Raw genomic sequence first — 19,000 nt, 5'->3', positions numbered from 1 at the left:
AAAGAATGGATGACACAAATAAAATTATTGGTGAATTATTTTTTAAAACTTTCAATATACGAATTAGACGAATTGTAATGTTTGAGTCTGAAAATCAACAAAAACTTATTCCAGCATTATATTTTGGATTAAATGAAGATGAAAATACAGAAAAACATAATCAAATAATTAAGGAGGCGGTGGAATCCTTTGAAGGAACTTTGCAATGGCGTTTTGGTCGATCGTATCCTTCTCGTATTAACTATGAGATTGTTCCCAAGATAGTAAGAGAAAAAATGGATCAATATTATGAAAAAACAAATGAGTATGTAGGATATGGAAATCTTCTAACAGAGGAAGAATATAAAGTAACGATAGAACAAGCTATAGCAGATATACCTAGTCTCTATACTCATTTAGAGAAATATTTTAAAGAGCATATACTGTAAATAAAGAGACATCAGTAATGAAGTTACCTCAAGAGGTAGCTTTGTTGCTGATGTTTTTTTGTTAAAAATAGCTAAATCTAAAATGAACCACGTATATTCTTATTGAGGATAACTAATCTAAAAAATTGGAGGTAAGAATAATGAAACAGACACAGAAAAAAATAACTGAAATACTGATTGACTATTTTAGCGTTCAAACTAACTGTGGTTTGATTTATACTCCAGGTTGTAAAAACAAGCAAATTCCGTCTTTATACTTTAGTTTAAATGAAGATGAAAATACAGAAACGCACCATCAAATCATAAAAGAAGGAGTAGAATCCTTTGAAGGAAACTTACAATGGCGTTTTGGCAAGAGTTACCCATTCCGTATAAATTATGAAATTATTCCTAAAGTAGCTAGAGATAGAATGGATCAACATTACGAAAAAAACAATAAATATACTGGCTACATGAAACTAGCTTCAGAAGAAGAATTTAGAATGATTACTGAACTCACAATTGAGGATATTTCTAATTTAGCTCATTATTTAGATCGATTTTTCCAAGAGAGAATGTTGTAGATAAACTAGTCCTTATAATAATCTAAATGTTAATGAATTATTACTTCCTCCAGCTGCTTGGAGCAAAGCACCTTTTTCACCACTCTGATTTTAGTCCGGGTTCAAATAGCAGCTCCCGCGACAGCTTCAAAAATAAAAATTAATCGAAAAGTGCATCGATTGTTTTTTATTTCCTCCAGCTGCTTGGAGCTAAACGCTATTTTCACCACTCTGATTAATCGAGAAAAATTCATATAAACAAGGTATGATAAAGACATAAGATTAGAAGAGGTGTAAAGTATGGAATATTCGACAAGTGATTTAAAAAAATTAGTGAATGATTCAGATCCTAAATCTCATTCCTATGTAGGTGCTTTAGAAACTTACCGAAAGTTAACCATTTACTACCAATCAGCGATTGATGAAGTGGAAACAAAGTTAAAAATTATTGACCGTGAATTAAGTAGTTCATCCAATGTAGGGCGGAACAATACGATTCATCAAATTCAAAGTCGGGTAAAAACATTAAAGAGTATTGTCTTAAAACTAGATCGTAAAGGAGTACCATTTTCTGATGAGATTGTTTCAAAAGAGTTAGCGGATGTGGCTGGGATTCGAGTGATTTGTGCTTACGCAGACGATATTTATATGGTGTTAGAGTCATTATCAGAACAAACAGACATTAATGTGCTAGAAGTGAAAGACTACATAAAAAAGCCTAAGCCAAGTGGTTATCGGAGTTTACATGTAATTTTAGAAATTCCAGTATTCTTCTTTAAAGAAACCAAGCATATTAAAGTAGAAATTCAATTTAGAACCATCGCTATGGATTATTGGGCAAGTTTGGAACATGGTTTAAGATACAAGGAAGGTGTGAGTGATGAAAATCTTTCGCATAGATTAGAAAGAACGGCTCAATCCTTATCTATTTTAGAAGAAGAGATGCTAGCGATTCGAAACGAACTTGAAAAATAAGAATCTAAAAAAGAACCAACGACATTATTTGTCATCGGTTCTTTTTTCTTTGTCTTCACTTGTATCATTTTGTCTAAGTTGAATCACTTCTCGAGCAATAATGCCTGCAGACAAGCTAACTAGACCAAGACCTAAAATACTATAAACAACAGTGAACAACTTTCCAAGAACTGTCACAGGATATAAGTCACCATAACCAATCGTAGCTAAAGTCACAAAACTAAAATAAAAAGAATCAATATAAGCCATTTTTTCTACATTATGGTAAAAAATAGTCCCAAGTAAAAGGACAGAGCCAGTTGTAATCAGTAAAGCTTTGACTTCGTCTTTTTTAAAACAACGTGCTAAACACTGACCAAGACGTTTAAATCCAAGTAGTAAACCAAACATCAGTTAATTCCTTTCGTTGTTTTCATTTTAGTGATAGCTTGTTTAGCAAATTTTAAAATAATGGCTGTTGCTAAAATGATGGGTAAGACATGGAGTGGGAAAAATAAAGCGGTGAAGATAGCAATGCCTATAGGAGCTTCTAAGATGGTTACTGCCATAGCAGTTGCAATAGTTGCGACAATAAAGATAGCATCAAATGTTGGCATTAATTGAGAAATAGCAAAACCAAACAAAATAGAAGAGAAAACAATTGGGAAAATATCTCCACCAATCCAACCAGTATTAAGACAAATTTGTAAAAATACTAATTTAATTATAACAGCCAAAATTAAGAGTAAGATTGAAAATTTAGCATGCTGAGTTGGAACATCTCCTAGTGTTACTTGACCTGAAAATAATAAATTAGGTGTAAAGGTTCCAATTAAGAAAATAGCAATAGACCCAATTAGTGCTTTATGAACAGGTTTATCGGGCCAGAAAGAAAACCAAACCTTCATTTTTTTTTGGAAGATACGGTATGTTTTTCCAGAAAATAGACCTAAAATAATTAAAGGAATTAATAAAATAATTTCTTTTAATTGCCAGTTAGACTCACCCATGTTACTAATAAAAGAAGGTTGCTTGGTAAGTTTCATTAATATTATAAAACTAATTAGTCCATTAATGATAAAAAAACGATTGATATTTTTCTTAGTTGTTAGCAAGTGTTCGTCTTTAAAAGCTGTTTCTGAATTAAAAGTAACTAGGTATTTTGTTGGGTGGAGCATTCGTTTCATTCTTTCAGTAGGAGGAAGTTGTAAAAGAAATTCCTGATTAAAGAATAAATAGCGCATCTTATCTGCTTCCCAGATAGACAACATAACAATGGCGCTTAAAAGTGCCGCCTCAGGTCCAACACCTGCCCCAAAAATTAAAATTAAAAGAGCAACAGATAAACTTTTAAAAACAGGCCGATAATTGACTGTTCGATGTTTTTTTAAATCTTCAATAGTATGATGGGCAGTTTCTGGATAATCTCCCCACGCCTCTCTCAATTTTCCGACTAAAAAGCCTCCTATTAAACAAAAAATGAAAGTAAAAGTAGTTTTAAAAGGTAAATTTGGTAGGAATTCACCCCAAACATAATGAGAAATATTGCTTTCTAAAAAAATAAAAATAAAAGAAATAATACCGATAATACTACTTAAAATAAGACCATAAAATATAATTCTTATGACTAAACTATTTTTTTTCATTCTACTCATCGCCTTTCTGAAAAATTATTTTGGAAGATCACTAAAATCTAAACCAATTTTTATAAAATGAAGAACACGTTTATTTTGGATAAAATAAAAAATTTGTTTTCCTTCACGTCTACTTTCAATAATTCCATTTTTTTTGAGAATTTGTAAATGATGTGACGTAGTAGAAATTGAAGTTTCTGTATATTTAGCTAAATCACTGACACACATTTCACCTTCATAAGCTAGAATAAACGTTAATTTAAAACGGATTTCTTCGGACATTATTTTGAAAAAAGTACTCATTCTTTTGGGGTCAAAATTCTCCATATTTTTTAAGGCAGTGTTCTTATGAGGAACTGACATAGTGTGCTCACCTTTCTAAAAAGCATTATTATTTTAGTGTATATTAACATAAAATCAAAAACATTCATAGATATCTATGAATGTTTTTGAGAAAGTATCATAAAACTCTTGCTTTAAATGATTGAAATAACAAAATAAAGTGAGTATAATTAGTATAATTTAAAACAGTAAAAGTACTGCAATAGTACTTTTTTTTAATATTAAAAAGGAGGGGTCATATGCCAAAAGATAAAGTATTAACGGATCAAGACGTGATGAAAATTGTTGCCAGTTATATGAGCCAAGAACATGTAGATTTTGTTCAAAAAGCATGTAATTATGCAACGGATGCCCATTCTAGTCAATTTAGACAATCAGGAGAACCATACATTAATCATCCAATCCAAGTAGCAGGTATTTTGGCTGAGTTAAAGATGGACCCGCACACAGTTGCTACCGGTTTTTTACATGACGTTGTTGAAGACACAGAAGTAACACTAAGAGACTTAGAAGAAGCGTTTGGTCCAGATGTTGCCATGCTAGTTGATGGTGTGACAAAATTAGGTAAAATTAAGTATAAATCTCATGAAGAACAACTAGCAGAAAATCATCGCAAAATGTTACTTGCCATGTCTCAAGATTTACGCGTTATCATGGTTAAATTGGCAGATAGAGTTCATAATATGCGAACACTTAACCATTTAAGAGAAGATAAGCAACGTAGGATTGCTAAAGAAACCTTGGAAATATATGCGCCACTTGCTCATCGTTTAGGAATTAGCTTAATTAAGTGGGAATTAGAAGATCGTTCTCTTCGTTATTTAAATCCAAGACAGTATTACCGTATTGTTCATTTGATGAATTCAAAACGTGGCGAGCGTGAAATGTATGTTAATCAAACCGTAGAAGAAATTGAAGAAGCAACTAAAGAGATGAGTATGGAGGCTGAAATTTATGGTCGTCCAAAACATATTTATTCTATTTACCGTAAAATGAAGGATAAGAAAAAAGAATTTGCTGAAATATATGATTTGTTGGCTATTCGTGTGTTAGTCGATTCGATTAAAGACTGTTACGCTGTTTTGGGAGCCATCCATACCAAGTGGAAACCATTGCCAGGCAGATTTAAAGATTATATCGCAGTTCCTAAGAGTAATATGTATCAATCTCTTCATACAACAGTGATTGGTCCTAAGGGAAATCCCATTGAGATTCAAATAAGAACGCATGAAATGCATCAAATTGCTGAATTTGGGGTAGCTGCTCATTGGGCATATAAAGAAGGTAAAACAGAAAAACAAGAAGATAATAATGCCAATCAAATTAGTTTATTACGTGAAATTATTGAACTTCAAGATGAAGGCTATAACGCCTCAGATTTTATGGAAAATGTTAAAGGTGAGATATTCAGTGATAAGGTCTATGTTTTTACACCAAAAGGAGATGTGACCGAATTACCGAAAGGTTCTGGACCACTTGATTTTGCCTATAATATCCATACAGAAGTTGGGAATAAAACAACTGGTGTTAAGGTAAACGGAAAAATGGTGCCACTTGATTATAAATTAAAAAATGGAGACATAATTGAAATATTAACATCAGCTAATTCTTTTGGTCCAAGTCGTGATTGGGTCAATTTAGTGGCAACAAGTCGAGCAAAAAACAAAATTAAGCGATTCTTTAAAGATAAGGATCGTGACGAAAACGTTCATAAAGGCCGTACCTCACTAGAGAAGCAATTATTAGAGAATGATTTTGCACCTAAAGATTTCTTAACAAAAGAAAAAATGGCAGATGCAATTGAGCGATTTAACTATCAAACGGTGGACGATTTATACGCATCTATTGGTTTTGGCGAAGTAACGACTCAAGTTGTTTATAATCGTTTAACAGAAAAAGAGCGAAAAGAACGTGGCGTAAAAAAACAACAAGAAGAAGCCGAAGAGTTAATGACACAACCTGTTCAGAAGAAAGACACAACAAAAATGAAAATCCGTCATGAAGGTGGCGTTGTTATTCAAGGTGCCGATAATTTATTGGTTCGAATTAGTCGTTGTTGTAATCCGGTTCCTGGGGATGACATTGTGGGCTACATTACTAAAGGGCGTGGAATTTCAATCCATCGTAAAGATTGTGCCAATATGAATAGTTCGCCAGATGTCCAAAATCGTCAGATTGATGTTGATTGGGAAGACACTGATGCCAATAGTAAGCAAGAGTATAATGCTGATTTAGAAATATATGGCTATAATCGCAGTGGCTTGTTAAATGATGTTTTGTTGGTGGTTAATGCTCATACAAAACGTTTAATAGGTGTTGAAGCAAAACCAACTAAAAATAAAATGGCAGTTATTCACTTAACTGTATCTATTCAAAATTTAAATCACCTAGAACAGATTGTAGAAAAAATAAAAGCTGTTCCAGAAGTCTATAGTGTTCGTCGGACGAATGGTTAAAGGAGGATACAATGAGAGTTGTTCTACAGAAAGTTAATCATGGCAATGTCGTTGTTGAAAATAAGGAATTAGGTAAAATCGAGCAAGGGTATGTCTTACTAGTAGGAATTAAAGAAGGTGACACTGAAAAAGAAGCTGATTATTTAGCTAAAAAAATTAGTCAGCTGCGTATTTTTGAGGATGAAGCTGAAAAAATGAATTTAGATATCCATCAAGTAGGAGGTAAAATTCTTTCGATTTCTCAATTCACGTTGCTAGCTGATACCAAAAAAGGTAACCGACCAAGTTTTTCTAAGTCAGCTCATCCAGATCAAGCATTGGAACTATACCAATACTTTAATAATGAGCTAAGAAAAAACAATTTAGAAGTAGTAGAAGGTGAGTTTGGTGCACATATGTCTATAACTCTTGAGAATGATGGACCTGTTACAATATTTTTTGATACTGAACATAAATAAAGAAATTGAAAAAGCTAATCTAGTTAGTTTTTTCAATTTCTTTTTATTTTTTTTTGGTATAAGACTACTCAAATTGTGAAAAAATGGTATGATATAATTATCAAAAGAAAGCGTTATCTTTTAGAGGAGGAAGAAATATGACAGAACAACAATACATTATGGCAATCGACCAAGGTACAACAAGTTCAAGAGCAATCATTTTTGATAAGGCAGGAAATAAGGTAGGTAGTTCACAAAAAGAATTCACACAGATCTTTCCAGAGTCCGGTTGGGTAGAGCATAATGCTAATGAAATTTGGAATTCTGTTCAATCTGTTATTGCAGGTGCTTTGATTGAGTCGGGTGTAGGACCAGATAAGATTAAAGGGATCGGAATAACCAATCAGCGTGAAACAACAGTCATTTGGGATCGTGAGACAGGTAAACCAATCTATAATGCGATTGTTTGGCAATCTCGTCAATCAGCACCTATTGCAGATCAGCTAAAAGAAGCTGGACATGCTGACATGATTCATCGTAAAACAGGACTAGTTGTCGATGCTTATTTCTCAGCAACTAAAGTACGTTGGATTTTAGATCATGTTGAAGGAGCGCAAGAAAGAGCTGAAAAAGGAGAACTGGCTTTTGGAACGATCGATACATGGTTATTGTGGAAATTAACTGATGGGAATGTCCATGTAACAGATTACTCGAATGCTGCTAGAACAATGATGTACAATATCATGGATTTAAAATGGGATCAAGAAATTTTAGATTTATTAAATATTCCAAGTGCTTTACTTCCAGAAGTTAAAAGTAACTCAGAAATTTATGGTTATACTCAAAGTTACCATTTCTATGGAAATGAAGTACCAATTGCTGGTATGGCAGGAGATCAACAAGCAGCATTATTTGGACAGTTAGCCTTTGAGCCAGGTATGATTAAAAATACTTATGGTACAGGCGCATTTATTGTTATGAATACAGGTGAGAAGCCTCAAATCTCTAAAAATAATTTATTAACAACTATTGGATATGGAATTAATGGCAAAGTTTACTATGCCTTAGAAGGTAGTGTTTTTGTGGCTGGGTCTGCTATTCAGTGGTTACGTGATGGATTAAGAATGTTTGATTCAGCACCAGAATCGGAAAATCTAGCTAAGGCATCAACAGGAGATAATAGTGTTTATGTGGTACCAGCCTTTACTGGATTGGGAGCCCCTTACTGGGATTCAGATGCTCGAGGATCAGTTTTTGGTTTGACTCGTGGGACAACAAAAGAAGATTTTGTTAAAGCAACACTTCAATCCATTGCCTACCAATCAAAAGATGTCATTGATGCAATGAAGGAAGATTCTGGTATTGAGATTCCTGTTCTTAAAGTCGATGGAGGAGCAGCTAAAAATGATACATTGATGCAGTTCCAAGCAGATATTTTAGATACCAATGTAACACGTGCGCCTAACTTAGAAACAACAGCTTTAGGAGCAGCTTATCTAGCAGGACTTGCAGTTGGTTTCTGGAAAGATTTAGAAGATCTACAACAATTCCAAGGTGAAGGATCTACGTTTAAACCTAACATGGTATCTGAAGAACGTGATGATCTATATTCAGGTTGGAAAGATGCGGTTGCTGCGACACAAATGTTTAAGAGGATAAAAAAATAAGAAGCATCACTTAATTTGAAGGAGAGATGGATATGAGCGGGGATACTTTACAGATTTTTAGTGAGTTTTTAGGAACATTAATTTTGGTCTTATTAGGTAATGGTGTAGTAGCAGCGGTTTGCTTGAAGAAAAGTAAGGCAGAAGGTGCTGGATGGGTTGTTATTACCCTTGGTTGGGGAGCAGCAGTAACAATGGCTGTCTACGTTTCAAGTTTTATGGGACCAGCTCATTTAAACCCAGCAGTAACATTCGGGATGGCTGTTGCAGGTAATTTTTCTTGGAATTTAGTTATTCCATTTATTATTGCTCAAATTGTAGGGGGGATTGTAGGAGCTATTTTAGTTTATATTACGTACTTACCTCATTATGATGAAACAGAAGATCAAGCGGCTATTTTAGGAACATTTGCAACTGGACCAGCTATTAGACGTCCAATTTCAAATATGATTACTGAGTTAATTGGTACGTTTGTCTTAGTCTTTACCTTATTATCATTTTCAAAATATACTTTTGCAGATGGTTTAAATCCACTAGTTGTAGGTGTTTTAATTTTATCTCTTGGTTTATCATTAGGAGGACCAACAGGATATGCCATCAACCCAGCTAGGGATTTAGGACCACGTATTGCTCACCAATTATTGCCGATTAAAAATAAAGGGGAATCTGATTGGGGTTATTCATGGGTACCGATTGTAGGACCTATGTTAGGTGGTTTATTAGCAGCTCTTTTATGGGGTGTTATTGCTTAAAAAAGTGAATAAAAAATCAAAAAGGTCAATCGCCAATTATGACGGTCGACCTTTTTGTTTAATTTTTTTTATTTAATTCTAAAAAATAATTAGTAGCACCATGATAAACGGCTTCGCCTACTTTTTTATGGTATTTATTACTTTGAGCATAGGCAGCATCGGAATCATTATTAATATAGCCAAGCTCTAATAATACAGCTGGTTTTTTATTTTCTCTAAGCACTTGATAATCTTGTACACCAAAGCCTCTATTTTCAAGAGGTAAAGTATTGGCGATTTGATCATTAATAGACTGCGCTAAAGCTTGACCATTTTTATTACGATAAAAAGTAGTGGTGCCAGACCCTTCATTTGGATTTCCGGTTGAGTCGTAATGGAAACTAATAAAGATATCTGCATTGCTTTCATTACTAAGATCTGCGATTTTAGATAGAGGAACAAAAGTATCAGTTGAACGCGTCATTAAAACGCTATACCCAGAATTTTCTAATTCTTCTTTTACTACTTTGGCAGTTTTTAGAGTCAGTTCTTTTTCGTAGACTTTTTCATCATTTGTATTCGCACCTGGATCGTTACCACCATGACCTGGATCAAGAATCACGACATATTCAGACATTGGCTCATCAGGTCGCTTGTCTTTTTCGCTTAGTTTATTATCAGTCACTTCCCAGCTTCTTAAATAACCAGTCTTGCCATTTTCAGTTCTGACTTGATACCAGTTATCTTCTACAGCTTTTAAAGTCACTTTTTCAGCATAGTGTAAAGTTGCTAAAGGAGTACTTTTTTCTGAATTCTTTGAATAAAGTGGTGCATTATCAAATGTAACTTGAAGTGTTTCGTCCAATTCGAATTTAGGTTGTTGATTTTTTCTGATTCGAATAGCTTCAGTAGGAACCCAGCCATACGTTTCGTCAGCGTATATTCGGCTCCAACCATTTAATTCTAAAGTAACCATTATTTTTTGTTTCTTCTTTAAAGTGGTGATTGTTTTACTATCTTCAGTGTTACTTTTTTTTAATTCAGTATTTCGTTGTGTGATGATCCCTGGAAGATAAGTATAAGGTCCTGATTTACCATCGAAAATTAGCCACTCAGCAACCCAGCCTTCAGTCTTTTCAGATGTTTGAATCCTATACCAGCCATTCTTTTTCTCTTTAATGGTCACACGGTCTTCCTGATGGATTTGCGTGATAACATGAGATGTAACAGAAGGATTATCACGAACGTTGAGAGCAACAGTTTGCACTTCGACTATTTGATTGGTTCCACGCATGAAGTAAAAACCAGCAAAGACCATTCCGACAATTAGAAGATTAAAGAGTAAAAGCTTTAATGTATTTTTACTTGTATTTGTATTCCTCACATTAACTACCCCAATAATTTATTTTTATGTAAAGTCAATTATAGCAAAAAACAGAAAATAAAAGTAGTCTTGAAAAATTGTTATAAAACCCCTTGACTTTTAGGTGTTTTTCTAGTAATTTTTAGTTATAATATCCGTGAAAGAGAAAGAACTTTTTTACTCAAAGAGAAGATTAAATTTGCTGAAATTAATCTAAAAAAAGTGTAGACACTCTGGAGATGAATGATTAAAAGTCATTCCGTTACGAGCGTTAATCGTATGAAGAGGAGAAGTGTGCGTACTTCTCGAATTTTAGGTGGTACCACGTGTGAGAAGTCATTCGTCCTTGTTTTTTGACAAGGACTTTTTTTGTACGTAAAAAATGATAAAGGAGTTTTATAAAATGGAAAAAAGAACAACCTATTGTGGATTAGTTTCATCTGAGCATTTAGAACAAGAAGTAACAGTTAAAGGGTGGGTTCAAAAAAGACGTGACTTAGGTGGCTTAATCTTTATTGACTTACGCGACCGTGAAGGCATCGTTCAAATCGTCTTTAATCCTGAAACATCTAAAGAAGCGTTAGCAATTGCTGACAAATGTCGTAGTGAGTTTGTTATTGGTGTAACAGGTAAAGTGGTGAAACGTGAAAGTGCGATTAACCCTAATATGAAAACAGGTGAATTTGAAATTATTGCGACTGATATCGTGATTTATAACGAAGCCAAAACACCACCATTTGTGATTGATGATAATCAAACAGTGAATGAAGATACACGTATGAAATACCGTTTCATGGATATTCGTCGCCCTGAAATGTTTAATAATTTAAAATTACGTCATCAAACAAGTCAAGTGATGCGTAATTTCTTAAATGACAATGCCTTTATGGAAGTTGAAACACCTTTTCTAAATAAATCAACACCAGAAGGGGCTCGTGATTACTTGGTGCCATCTCGTGTCCATGATGGTCATTTTTATGCTTTACCACAATCACCACAAACAACCAAACAATTGTTAATGGGTGCTGGAATTGATAAGTATTACCAAATCGTTCGTTGTTTTAGAGATGAAGATTTACGTGGTGACCGTCAGCCAGAATTTACACAAGTCGATATCGAAACGAGTTTCTTATCAGCAGAAGAAATCCAAACGTACACAGAAAATATGTTAGCTAAAGTCATGAAAGAAGTCATGGGACAAGAGGTTGTCTTACCATTCCCACGTATGAGTTATGATAATGCGATGGCACGTTTTGGTGTCGATAAACCAGATACTCGTTTTGAAATGGAATTAATTGAGATGAAGGAAGCTGTTTCTGACATCGAATTTAAAGTGTTCCAATCAGCTTTAGAAAATGGTGGTGCAGTTAAAGCGTTAAATGCTAAAGGTGCTGCTGGTAACTATTCAAGAAAAGACATGGATCAATTAGGTCAATGGTTAGCACAATTTGGTGCTAAAGGTCTTGCATGGGTGAAAGTTGAAGAAGATGGCTTGAAAGGTCCAATTGCTAAATTCTTAGTGGATCATTCAGAAAAAATTATTGAAGCAACAAATGCTGAAGTGGGCGATTTATTAATGTTTGTTGCCGACAAAAAAGAAGTCGTCGCAGCGTCACTAGGTGCTTTAAGAAATCGTTTGGCTCAAGAGTTAGGTTTAATTGATAATGATACCTTTAATTTCCTATGGGTCGTTGATTGGCCATTGCTTGAATATGATGAAGAAGCAGGTCGTTACACGGCAGCTCACCATCCATTCACTATGCCAAAAGTAAGTGATGTTGAATTACTTAAAACAAATCCTGAAAAAGTCTACGCAGAAGCATATGACATTGTCTTAAATGGTTACGAATTAGGTGGCGGTTCTTTAAGGATTTACCAACGTGAGGTTCAAGAAGACATGTTTAAAGCACTAGGATTCACGAAAGAATCAGCCCAAGAACAGTTTGGTTTCTTGATGGATGCTTTAGAATATGGCTTCCCACCACATGGGGGAATTGCTTTAGGGTTAGATCGCTTAATTATGTTATTAGCCAAAAAAGATAACATTCGTGAAGTGATTGCGTTCCCTAAAAATAATCGCGGAGTTGACTTGATGACAAATGCGCCTGGAACAGTATCAGAAGATCAATTAGCAGAGCTGCACTTGAATATTACAACGGACGAAAAATAATTAATTTTTAAGAAGTGACTAATGTTCTTTTACCTAAAGGAGTTCATAAGGAAATGTTAAAAATAAAGGAAATTAAAGACCTATTTATTGAAAATGAGTACACAGAAAAAATATCAATGGCGGTTATTAATGGTATGTTACAAGCTGTTGCCTTAAATATGTTCTGGCAACCAGGACATATTTATGCAAGTGGTGTGACAGGTTTAGGACAAATTATTGTTACTTTATCAGAAGATTTGGGACAAGTTCAGTTGCCGATGTCAGTTGTTTTATATGCTTTAAATATCCCATTATTTATATTATCGTGGTTTAAAATTAGTAAGAAATTTACTGTTTTTACAATGATTTCTGTTTTTATGACGTCATTTTTTATTCAGATTATCCCAGTCACAGGTCTGTCTGATGACCCAATTATTTGTGCTATTTTTGGTGGGGCAATTTGCGGGTTAGGTGTGGGACTTGCTTTAAGAGGTGGTTTATCTTCAGGCGGTCTGGATATCGTAAGTGTGACCATTCGAAAAATGACTGGAAGAAATGTTGGTTCTTTAAATATTATTTTTAATGCTTGTATTATCATGACTTCTGGATTTCTTTTTGGCTGGCCATATGCTTTCTACAGTGCTTTTTCGATTTTTGTTAATGGAAAAGTGGTAGATATGGTTTTTACAAGGCAGAAAAAAATGCAGATTATGATTGTTACAACAAAACCTGATGAAGTGGTGAATGAAGTTCAAAAGAAAATTCGCCGTGGTATTACGATTTTGAATAATGCAGAAGGGGCGTTCAATCATAATGAGCAAACGATTTTGATTACGATTGTGACCCGGGATCAGTTACCTTTACTTCAAGTAGCTATGAGAGATTCTGATCCAAAAGCTTTTGTTAGTATTTCTGAGAATGTTACGATTATGGGGAATTTTTACGAACCCTTAGATTGATTATAAGAGGCCGACTTCACTGTCAGCCTCATTTTTATTTATATGAATTATTTTAAATAGTCAGGAGATAAAAAGCATACTCCATGATAAGTTCACCAAAAGTGATGGTTTACTTCTGCCTTCAGTTGCTAGGAGGAAAAACGACTTTTGACCACTCTATTTTTTATATGTTAAGATAAAGTAAACAGAGTGAGGAGAATTTAGATGTTTATTGAGTATGGAAAATTAAGTACTAAGATGTATGAGATTACAAAACCAGTTGGACGTTCGATTGACGGAGATATTGAGTATTATTATGAACAATTAAAAGGCGTTAAGGGATTAATTTTGGAAGCTGGTGTAGGCACAGGACGTATGCTGATTCCCTTTATTCAAGATGGTTTACAGGTTGAAGGAGTCGATTTATCAGCAGAGATGTTAAAACAATGCCGAGTGAATATGGAGAAGGCAAATATTGTTGGCAATATTTATAAAGGTGACTTAACAAAGTTAAATTTAGAAAAAAAATATGAATCGATTATTATGCCAACAGGAAGCTTTTGCTTGTTGCCTAGAGGTATAATAAAAGATGTCTTGAAATCACTCAAAAATCATTTGACTTCTAATGGTAAGTTAATTTTAGATATTGAATTACCAAGTTGGTTTACGCCTGGTGAAGTATTAATTTCTAACTTTCCTTTATCAAATAATGAAGGGATTTTATTTACAAGCACAGCGAAAGAAATGGATTGGCATGAACAAAAAGTATCTTATATTCATCGTTATGAATTAATAGAAGATGGCATAGTTAAAGATACTGAAATTTCTGATTTTTGTCTGTATTGGTATGGTATAAGAGAATTTGAAGCACTACTAACTACTGTGGGCTTTACCAATATTTCTTACACTATAGGGTATGGGAAAAATGAAAGTGCTTCATTAGTGACTTTTTTTGCTGAGAAATAAAAAAATGTTATGAGAAAAGTTAAGCCTTTTTTCATAACATTTTTTGTAAATAGGTTTCTTTTTGTTTTCTAGTTAATTGTTTAAAGGCGTACTCTGCCTTCATCGCCTCACTCTTAGAATCAAAACTTTCATGATGAATCATTTGTGCTGGTCGACGTTTAGCTAATCGAGTATATTTAGCACCTTTACCGCTATTATGTTCTTCTAATCGACGAGTTAAATCAGTGGTGTAACCTGCGTAATAAGTATGGTCTTGACATTCTAAGACATAAAAGTAGTGTTGTTTAGTTACTTCCATGAAGCATCTCCTTAATAACTGGTAAGTATTGATTGTCCTCACCATAAACATAAAGTGGCGGTAAAATCTTTAAGCCGTCCGTTTTTCCATCTTTAATGCCTTCAATCAGTATGGTATTAGCTTCTTTATGTTCTTTAGGATAGATAAACTGAATTCGTTTTGGTGCAATGCGATGTCGTCTCATACTATCTAAGATGTCCATTAAGCGATCAGGTCTGTGCACCATAGCGATTTTTCCATTCATTTTCAAAATTTTTGACGCTGAATTAAAAACATCGTCTAGTTGTAAATGAATTTCATGGCGAGCAATAGCATAATAAGGATTTGGATTTTTTTTACTATTTGGTTGTTCTTTAAAATAGGGTGGATTGCACGTAATAAAATCCACAGAGTCACTGTTTATTTCAGTCGTAATTTCTTTAATATCTAGTTGTTTCATCTCTAATTGATTTTCTAATTGATTAAGAATAATGCTTCTTTTACCCATATCCGCCAGGCGATCTTGGAGTTCAATGCCAACAATAGTTGCTTGAGTTCGTGGAGACATAAAAAGAGCAACAGCTCCATTTCCAGAACAAAAGTCAATAATTGTTCCTCGTTTAGGAATCGAAGCAAAGTGAGCTAATAAAACAGCGTCTAATGAAAAAGAAAAAACATCAGGACTTTGAATAATCTGAACACCTTGAGCGACAAGCTGGTCAATTCTTTCTCCTTCTTGTAATAAATGATCCATTGAAAACTTCCTTTCAAATCAGTGAATTTATTATAGCATGTTAGAATAAGTTTGGATAAGAAAAGCTTGCATGTTTTCCGATTTTTGGGCATACTAATAAAGAATTTAAAAGGAAAGGACATGACATTCATGTATCGATTTTTATTAGGCGTTGTACGCTTTTTAACATTTTTTATTAACACGAATGCCCGTTATATTGGCCGTAATAATCTACCAAAAGAAGAAAATTATGTATTAGTAGGACCACATAGAACATGGTTTGAACCTCTTTATTTTGCAATGGGGGCTTGGCCAAGAAAATTTTCATTTATGGCTAAAAAAGAATTATTTGATAATAAATTTTTAGGTTTTATTCTTAAAAAATGCCATGTATTCCCAGTTGATCGAGATAATCCGGGACCCAGCGCGATTAAAACACCAGTTAGGGCACTGAAAAATACAGATTTAAGTGTCATGGTATTTCCAAGTGGAAGCCGCTATTCTGACGATTTAAAAGGTGGCGCAGCTGTTATTGCGAAGATGGCAAAAGTGAAAATTGTACCAGCTGTTTATCAAGGTCCATTAACGTTTGGTGCTTTATTCACTAAAAAACGTGTGACAATGGCATTTGGTGAGCCGATTGATATTTCTGATATAAAAAAATTAGACAAAGAAGGCATTGCTGAAGTTGAACGACGCATGCAAAAAGCCTTTAAAGAACTAGACATGCAAATTAACCCAGATTTTGTTTATCAGAAACCAGTTAAAAAAGAGCAGAAATAATTACATGAAAAAGATCAAATTAATGTTTGGTCTTTTTTATTTTTACCAAAAAAACATTAGTATTTCAACTTTATTAAAAAATATGATAAAATTGGTATATGTAAGAGAGGGTTTTGGTGATGAACATAACATTTTGGTCTAAACTTAGTATCATTTGTTTTTTTCTAGGTATTTTATGCTGGATACCAAATTTGTTTTTCTACAATCCAGATAGTCCACCGTTATTTATTCTGCTAACGCCTATAATAGGTGTTATAGGCGTTGGATTAGCACTAAAGGAAAAGAAAGAAGTTGTTAAAGGTATCCTGATGTTTATGAATTTATCTGTTACGATTAGTATTGGATTGGTCTTTTTTCTAGGAACATTGCTTTTTGGACCTTAAAAGGAGTGGATGAAGATGAATAAAGTGAAAGATCTCTATAAGAATTTAAGCGTGTCTTTGCTTATTTTAGAAGTAGTAATTGTTTGGTCTTATTTTCTTGATTATCGTCCTGAAATTGGTGGTAGATTTCTACTCATAAACTCAGTCCTAGGAATGATAGGGGTAGTATTCTCGATAGGTATAAAATCTAGACTATATAAATATTTATTTGTTGCTTGTCATATGATTATGATTTTCTTTTATCCAGTTTTGTTTTTGATATCAGCCTACTTCGGCTTTTAATATAACAAAAAAGTGATCCATCTCAAATTTATTGAGTAGTGGATCACTTTTATTTTAACCAAATTCTGTCATTAATTTTAGGATAATGTCATCTGTTAATTCAAAAGGAGTGTTACCAGAAAAACGTTCAGTCTGAACTTCTTTTGATAAAGAAATGATGTCCTCACGTGAAATATTTAATACTTCAAAAGGAGTTAAGCCTAAAATCGTGTCTCTAAATTCTCTGTATTGATTAGCTGTAATTTCACCAATCTGTAAATCAGTCACATTTTCTGGGAAGGAAGCATTTAAAATATAACCAATTTCTTTAATTTTTTTAGGTTTAACAGTAGCTGTGGCTTTGAGTGTTCCTGGTAAAGCGTAAGCGCAGGCTTGTCCATGAGGAACACCAAGTTTTGCTCCGACAATATGAGCTTGTGAGTGGCCGACATGCGTACCACCATTATTTAATACCCAACCACCGAGTGCCGCAGCAACCATCATTCTTTCTCGTGCTTCTTTGTTTTGTCCATCTTGAACGGCTAATGGAAGATACTTATAGATTAAAAACATGATTTTTTCACAAATTGCGTCCACAACAGGTGTGGATAAGGTTGAAGTATAAGCCTCTGCAGCGTGAGAAAATGCATCTAGTCCAGTTGAAATAGTTAACTGTTTTGGTAATGAAAGAAGTAAGTCGGGATTTAAAATAGCGACTTCACTAACAGCTTCATTTGCTAAAATCGCCATTTTTTCACTTTTGTCAGTATCTGTCACAATCAGTGCGTTAGACAATTCACTACCAGTACCAGAAGTTGTAGGAACTGCAATTAGGCCGTGACAAAAAGTAGTGATTTCTTTGTCATAGGCATAATCAGTAATACTACCGCCAAGATGACGCACGATGTTAATTCCTCGAGCAGCATCAATAACACTACCACCACCAATTGCAATAATCGAATCACATTTATTTTCAGTAAAAATAGTTGCACCGTCATTGATTAATTTTACAGGTGGATTGGGTACAACTTGATCATAAATAGTATAAGATTTATAATTTTTTTTAATCGCTTCTAGTAGATTGTTAATATTTTTAGAACGTAATAAAAATTGATCAATAACAATCATCGGATGGTTGTAATCACGATCGTCTAAAACCTCTAAAGTCGTTTCAACTAAGTTATCTGTCACTAATACTTTGACAGGCTGTTCTAATTTATAGTTCAATGTATGATCTCCTTTAAGTTTATTTTAAGCCAACTTCAGCAGCTGCTTGATCAGCACGTTCACAGAATTTTTTAACTTCGGGAATGTTTTTTTCAGTGACACCATCTTCAAATTTATAAGATGTTTTTGTTAGTGAGTCTACACCAAATGGGCGGATTTGTTTAATACATTCAGCGACATTTTCAGCACCTAATCCACCAGCGATAATCACAGGAATACCAACCGTTTCGACAATTTTTCGGTCAATACTCCAGTCGTGAGTTAGGCCGCTAGCGCCAATGCCGGTGTCTTTAGCTAAACCAGAATCAGTTAAAATGTAATCACAAAATTTGGCATATTCTTTGGCTCGATCAATCGCTGTTTCATCTGCTACTAGAACAGCTTGCATGAGTTCGACTCCAGGACATTCTTTACGTAATCGATCTGCAAATGATTGATCTGCTGTATAATCCATTCCCGCAATATGAACGATATCTGGATTAACACGTTTGATAATGAAAAACATTTCTTCTATATCTTTATTTAACATAATAGCGATTGATTTAACTCCACGTTTTTTACATTCAGCAAAAATTTTATCAACGACATCAAAAGGAACACGATGAGCAGGAATACCTCCTGTTTGCATAGGGACTAAGCCGATATGATCAGCCCCCGCATCCATAGTTTGAACAGCTTCATTAAAATTTACGATTGAATAGATTTGTTTTTTTACCATAATTATCTTCTCCT

General features: G+C 34.0%; 21 protein-coding genes and 1 other annotated feature. Of the genes, 13 read left to right on the top strand and 8 right to left on the bottom strand.

What is annotated here, in order from left to right; all coding sequences use genetic code 11:
• The first annotated feature begins 5 nt into the window (after window positions 1–5).
• The 3 genes from FM121_RS05530 to FM121_RS05520 all read left to right on the top strand — a co-directional run bounded on the left by FM121_RS05530 (window position 6) and on the right by FM121_RS05520 (window position 1,945).
• Complete coding sequence (locus FM121_RS05530) at window positions 6–428, top strand: hypothetical protein (protein WP_086951163.1); 423 nt, start codon at window positions 6–8, stop codon at window positions 426–428.
• Between the two features lie 140 nt (window positions 429–568).
• Window positions 569–991: a hypothetical protein gene (locus FM121_RS05525; protein ID WP_086951162.1), complete on the top strand. Its 423-nt coding sequence runs from the start codon at window positions 569–571 to the stop codon at window positions 989–991.
• 279 nt (window positions 992–1,270) lie between these two features.
• Window positions 1,271–1,945, top strand: coding sequence for a GTP pyrophosphokinase (locus tag FM121_RS05520; protein ID WP_086951161.1), 675 nt, complete (start codon window positions 1,271–1,273; stop codon window positions 1,943–1,945).
• A gap of 24 nt (window positions 1,946–1,969) precedes the next feature.
• Here FM121_RS05520 and FM121_RS05515 read toward each other — a convergent pair whose 3' ends face one another.
• The 3 genes from FM121_RS05515 to FM121_RS05505 are packed head-to-tail and all read right to left on the bottom strand — an operon-like array spanning window position 1,970 to window position 3,921.
• Entirely contained in the window at window positions 1,970–2,335 is a 366-nt protein-coding gene (locus tag FM121_RS05515; protein ID WP_086951160.1) for a potassium channel family protein, read from the bottom strand.
• Window positions 2,335–3,570 (bottom strand): chloride channel protein, encoded by a 1,236-nt coding sequence (locus FM121_RS05510; protein WP_086951159.1) that lies wholly within the window; start codon window positions 3,568–3,570, stop codon window positions 2,335–2,337. Before FM121_RS05510 ends, FM121_RS05515 begins: the two co-directional genes overlap by 1 nt.
• A 24-nt stretch (window positions 3,571–3,594) precedes the next feature.
• Window positions 3,595–3,921, bottom strand: a complete 327-nt coding sequence (locus tag FM121_RS05505; RefSeq protein ID WP_086951158.1) for an ArsR/SmtB family transcription factor — start codon at window positions 3,919–3,921, stop codon at window positions 3,595–3,597.
• Window positions 3,922–4,139: 218 nt separating this feature from the next.
• Here FM121_RS05505 and FM121_RS05500 point away from each other — a divergent pair, with 218 nt between their 5' ends.
• From FM121_RS05500 to FM121_RS05485, 4 genes are all read left to right on the top strand, one after another.
• On the top strand, window positions 4,140–6,356 hold the full coding sequence (locus tag FM121_RS05500; protein ID WP_086951157.1) for a RelA/SpoT family protein: 2,217 nt from the start codon (window positions 4,140–4,142) through the stop codon (window positions 6,354–6,356).
• Window positions 6,357–6,367: 11 nt separating this feature from the next.
• Entirely contained in the window at window positions 6,368–6,814 is a 447-nt protein-coding gene (gene dtd, locus FM121_RS05495) for a D-aminoacyl-tRNA deacylase (RefSeq protein WP_086951156.1), read from the top strand.
• A gap of 137 nt (window positions 6,815–6,951) precedes the next feature.
• Complete coding sequence (gene glpK, locus FM121_RS05490; protein WP_086951155.1) at window positions 6,952–8,460, top strand: glycerol kinase GlpK; 1,509 nt, start codon at window positions 6,952–6,954, stop codon at window positions 8,458–8,460.
• Window positions 8,461–8,492: 32 nt separating this feature from the next.
• The gene (locus FM121_RS05485) at window positions 8,493–9,209 is read left to right on the top strand and encodes an MIP/aquaporin family protein (protein WP_086951154.1); all 717 of its coding nucleotides are present in this window, start codon (window positions 8,493–8,495) and stop codon (window positions 9,207–9,209) included.
• A gap of 58 nt (window positions 9,210–9,267) precedes the next feature.
• Here the strand turns inward: FM121_RS05485 and FM121_RS05480 are convergent, their stop codons facing one another.
• Window positions 9,268–10,572, bottom strand: a complete 1,305-nt coding sequence (locus FM121_RS05480) for an N-acetylmuramoyl-L-alanine amidase (RefSeq protein ID WP_086951153.1) — start codon at window positions 10,570–10,572, stop codon at window positions 9,268–9,270.
• A 127-nt stretch (window positions 10,573–10,699) separates the two neighbouring features.
• Window positions 10,700–10,902 (top strand) — a binding site (T-box leader).
• Between the two features lie 52 nt (window positions 10,903–10,954).
• Here FM121_RS05480 and aspS point away from each other — a divergent pair.
• The 3 genes from aspS (at window position 10,955) to FM121_RS05465 (ending at window position 14,604) form a co-directional block, all read left to right on the top strand.
• Window positions 10,955–12,721, top strand: a complete 1,767-nt coding sequence (aspS, locus tag FM121_RS05475) for an aspartate--tRNA ligase (RefSeq protein WP_086951152.1) — start codon at window positions 10,955–10,957, stop codon at window positions 12,719–12,721.
• A gap of 62 nt (window positions 12,722–12,783) precedes the next feature.
• Window positions 12,784–13,659 (top strand): YitT family protein, encoded by an 876-nt coding sequence (locus tag FM121_RS05470; RefSeq protein WP_086951317.1) that lies wholly within the window; start codon window positions 12,784–12,786, stop codon window positions 13,657–13,659.
• Between the two features lie 204 nt (window positions 13,660–13,863).
• Window positions 13,864–14,604, top strand: a complete 741-nt coding sequence (locus FM121_RS05465) for a class I SAM-dependent DNA methyltransferase (protein ID WP_086951151.1) — start codon at window positions 13,864–13,866, stop codon at window positions 14,602–14,604.
• A 31-nt stretch (window positions 14,605–14,635) separates the two neighbouring features.
• Here FM121_RS05465 and FM121_RS05460 read toward each other — a convergent pair whose 3' ends face one another.
• Together FM121_RS05460 and FM121_RS05455 are read right to left on the bottom strand one after the other, a co-directional pair.
• Window positions 14,636–14,902, bottom strand: coding sequence for a GIY-YIG nuclease family protein (locus FM121_RS05460; RefSeq protein ID WP_086951150.1), 267 nt, complete (start codon window positions 14,900–14,902; stop codon window positions 14,636–14,638).
• Window positions 14,889–15,635 (bottom strand): tRNA1(Val) (adenine(37)-N6)-methyltransferase, encoded by a 747-nt coding sequence (locus FM121_RS05455; RefSeq protein WP_086951149.1) that lies wholly within the window; start codon window positions 15,633–15,635, stop codon window positions 14,889–14,891. The genes FM121_RS05460 and FM121_RS05455 overlap by 14 nt, the downstream gene beginning before the upstream one ends.
• A 129-nt stretch (window positions 15,636–15,764) precedes the next feature.
• On the opposite strand from FM121_RS05455, the gene FM121_RS05450 reads away from it, so the two are divergent.
• From FM121_RS05450 to FM121_RS05440, 3 genes are all read left to right on the top strand, one after another.
• Window positions 15,765–16,397, top strand: coding sequence for a lysophospholipid acyltransferase family protein (locus FM121_RS05450; protein ID WP_256958411.1), 633 nt, complete (start codon window positions 15,765–15,767; stop codon window positions 16,395–16,397).
• Between the two features lie 119 nt (window positions 16,398–16,516).
• On the top strand, window positions 16,517–16,780 hold the full coding sequence (locus FM121_RS05445; protein WP_086951147.1) for a hypothetical protein: 264 nt from the start codon (window positions 16,517–16,519) through the stop codon (window positions 16,778–16,780).
• A gap of 15 nt (window positions 16,781–16,795) precedes the next feature.
• On the top strand, window positions 16,796–17,062 hold the full coding sequence (locus FM121_RS05440; protein ID WP_086951146.1) for a hypothetical protein: 267 nt from the start codon (window positions 16,796–16,798) through the stop codon (window positions 17,060–17,062).
• Between the two features lie 54 nt (window positions 17,063–17,116).
• Here the strand turns inward: FM121_RS05440 and FM121_RS05435 are convergent, their stop codons facing one another.
• Window positions 17,117–18,268: an iron-containing alcohol dehydrogenase gene (locus FM121_RS05435; RefSeq protein ID WP_086951145.1), complete on the bottom strand. Its 1,152-nt coding sequence runs from the start codon at window positions 18,266–18,268 to the stop codon at window positions 17,117–17,119.
• A 19-nt stretch (window positions 18,269–18,287) separates the two neighbouring features.
• Window positions 18,288–18,986 carry a phosphoribosylanthranilate isomerase gene (locus tag FM121_RS05430; protein ID WP_086951144.1) on the bottom strand — a complete coding sequence of 233 codons (699 nt, stop codon included), beginning with the start codon at window positions 18,984–18,986 and terminating at the stop codon, window positions 18,288–18,290.
• Window positions 18,987–19,000 lie beyond the last annotated feature (14 nt).

Origin of the sequence: Vagococcus fluvialis bH819, from assembly GCF_900163795.1 — a bacterium.
In the GTDB taxonomy this organism is placed as follows: domain Bacteria; phylum Bacillota; class Bacilli; order Lactobacillales; family Vagococcaceae; genus Vagococcus; species Vagococcus fluvialis_A.
This window is presented reverse-complemented; position numbering and strand designations above follow the sequence as displayed.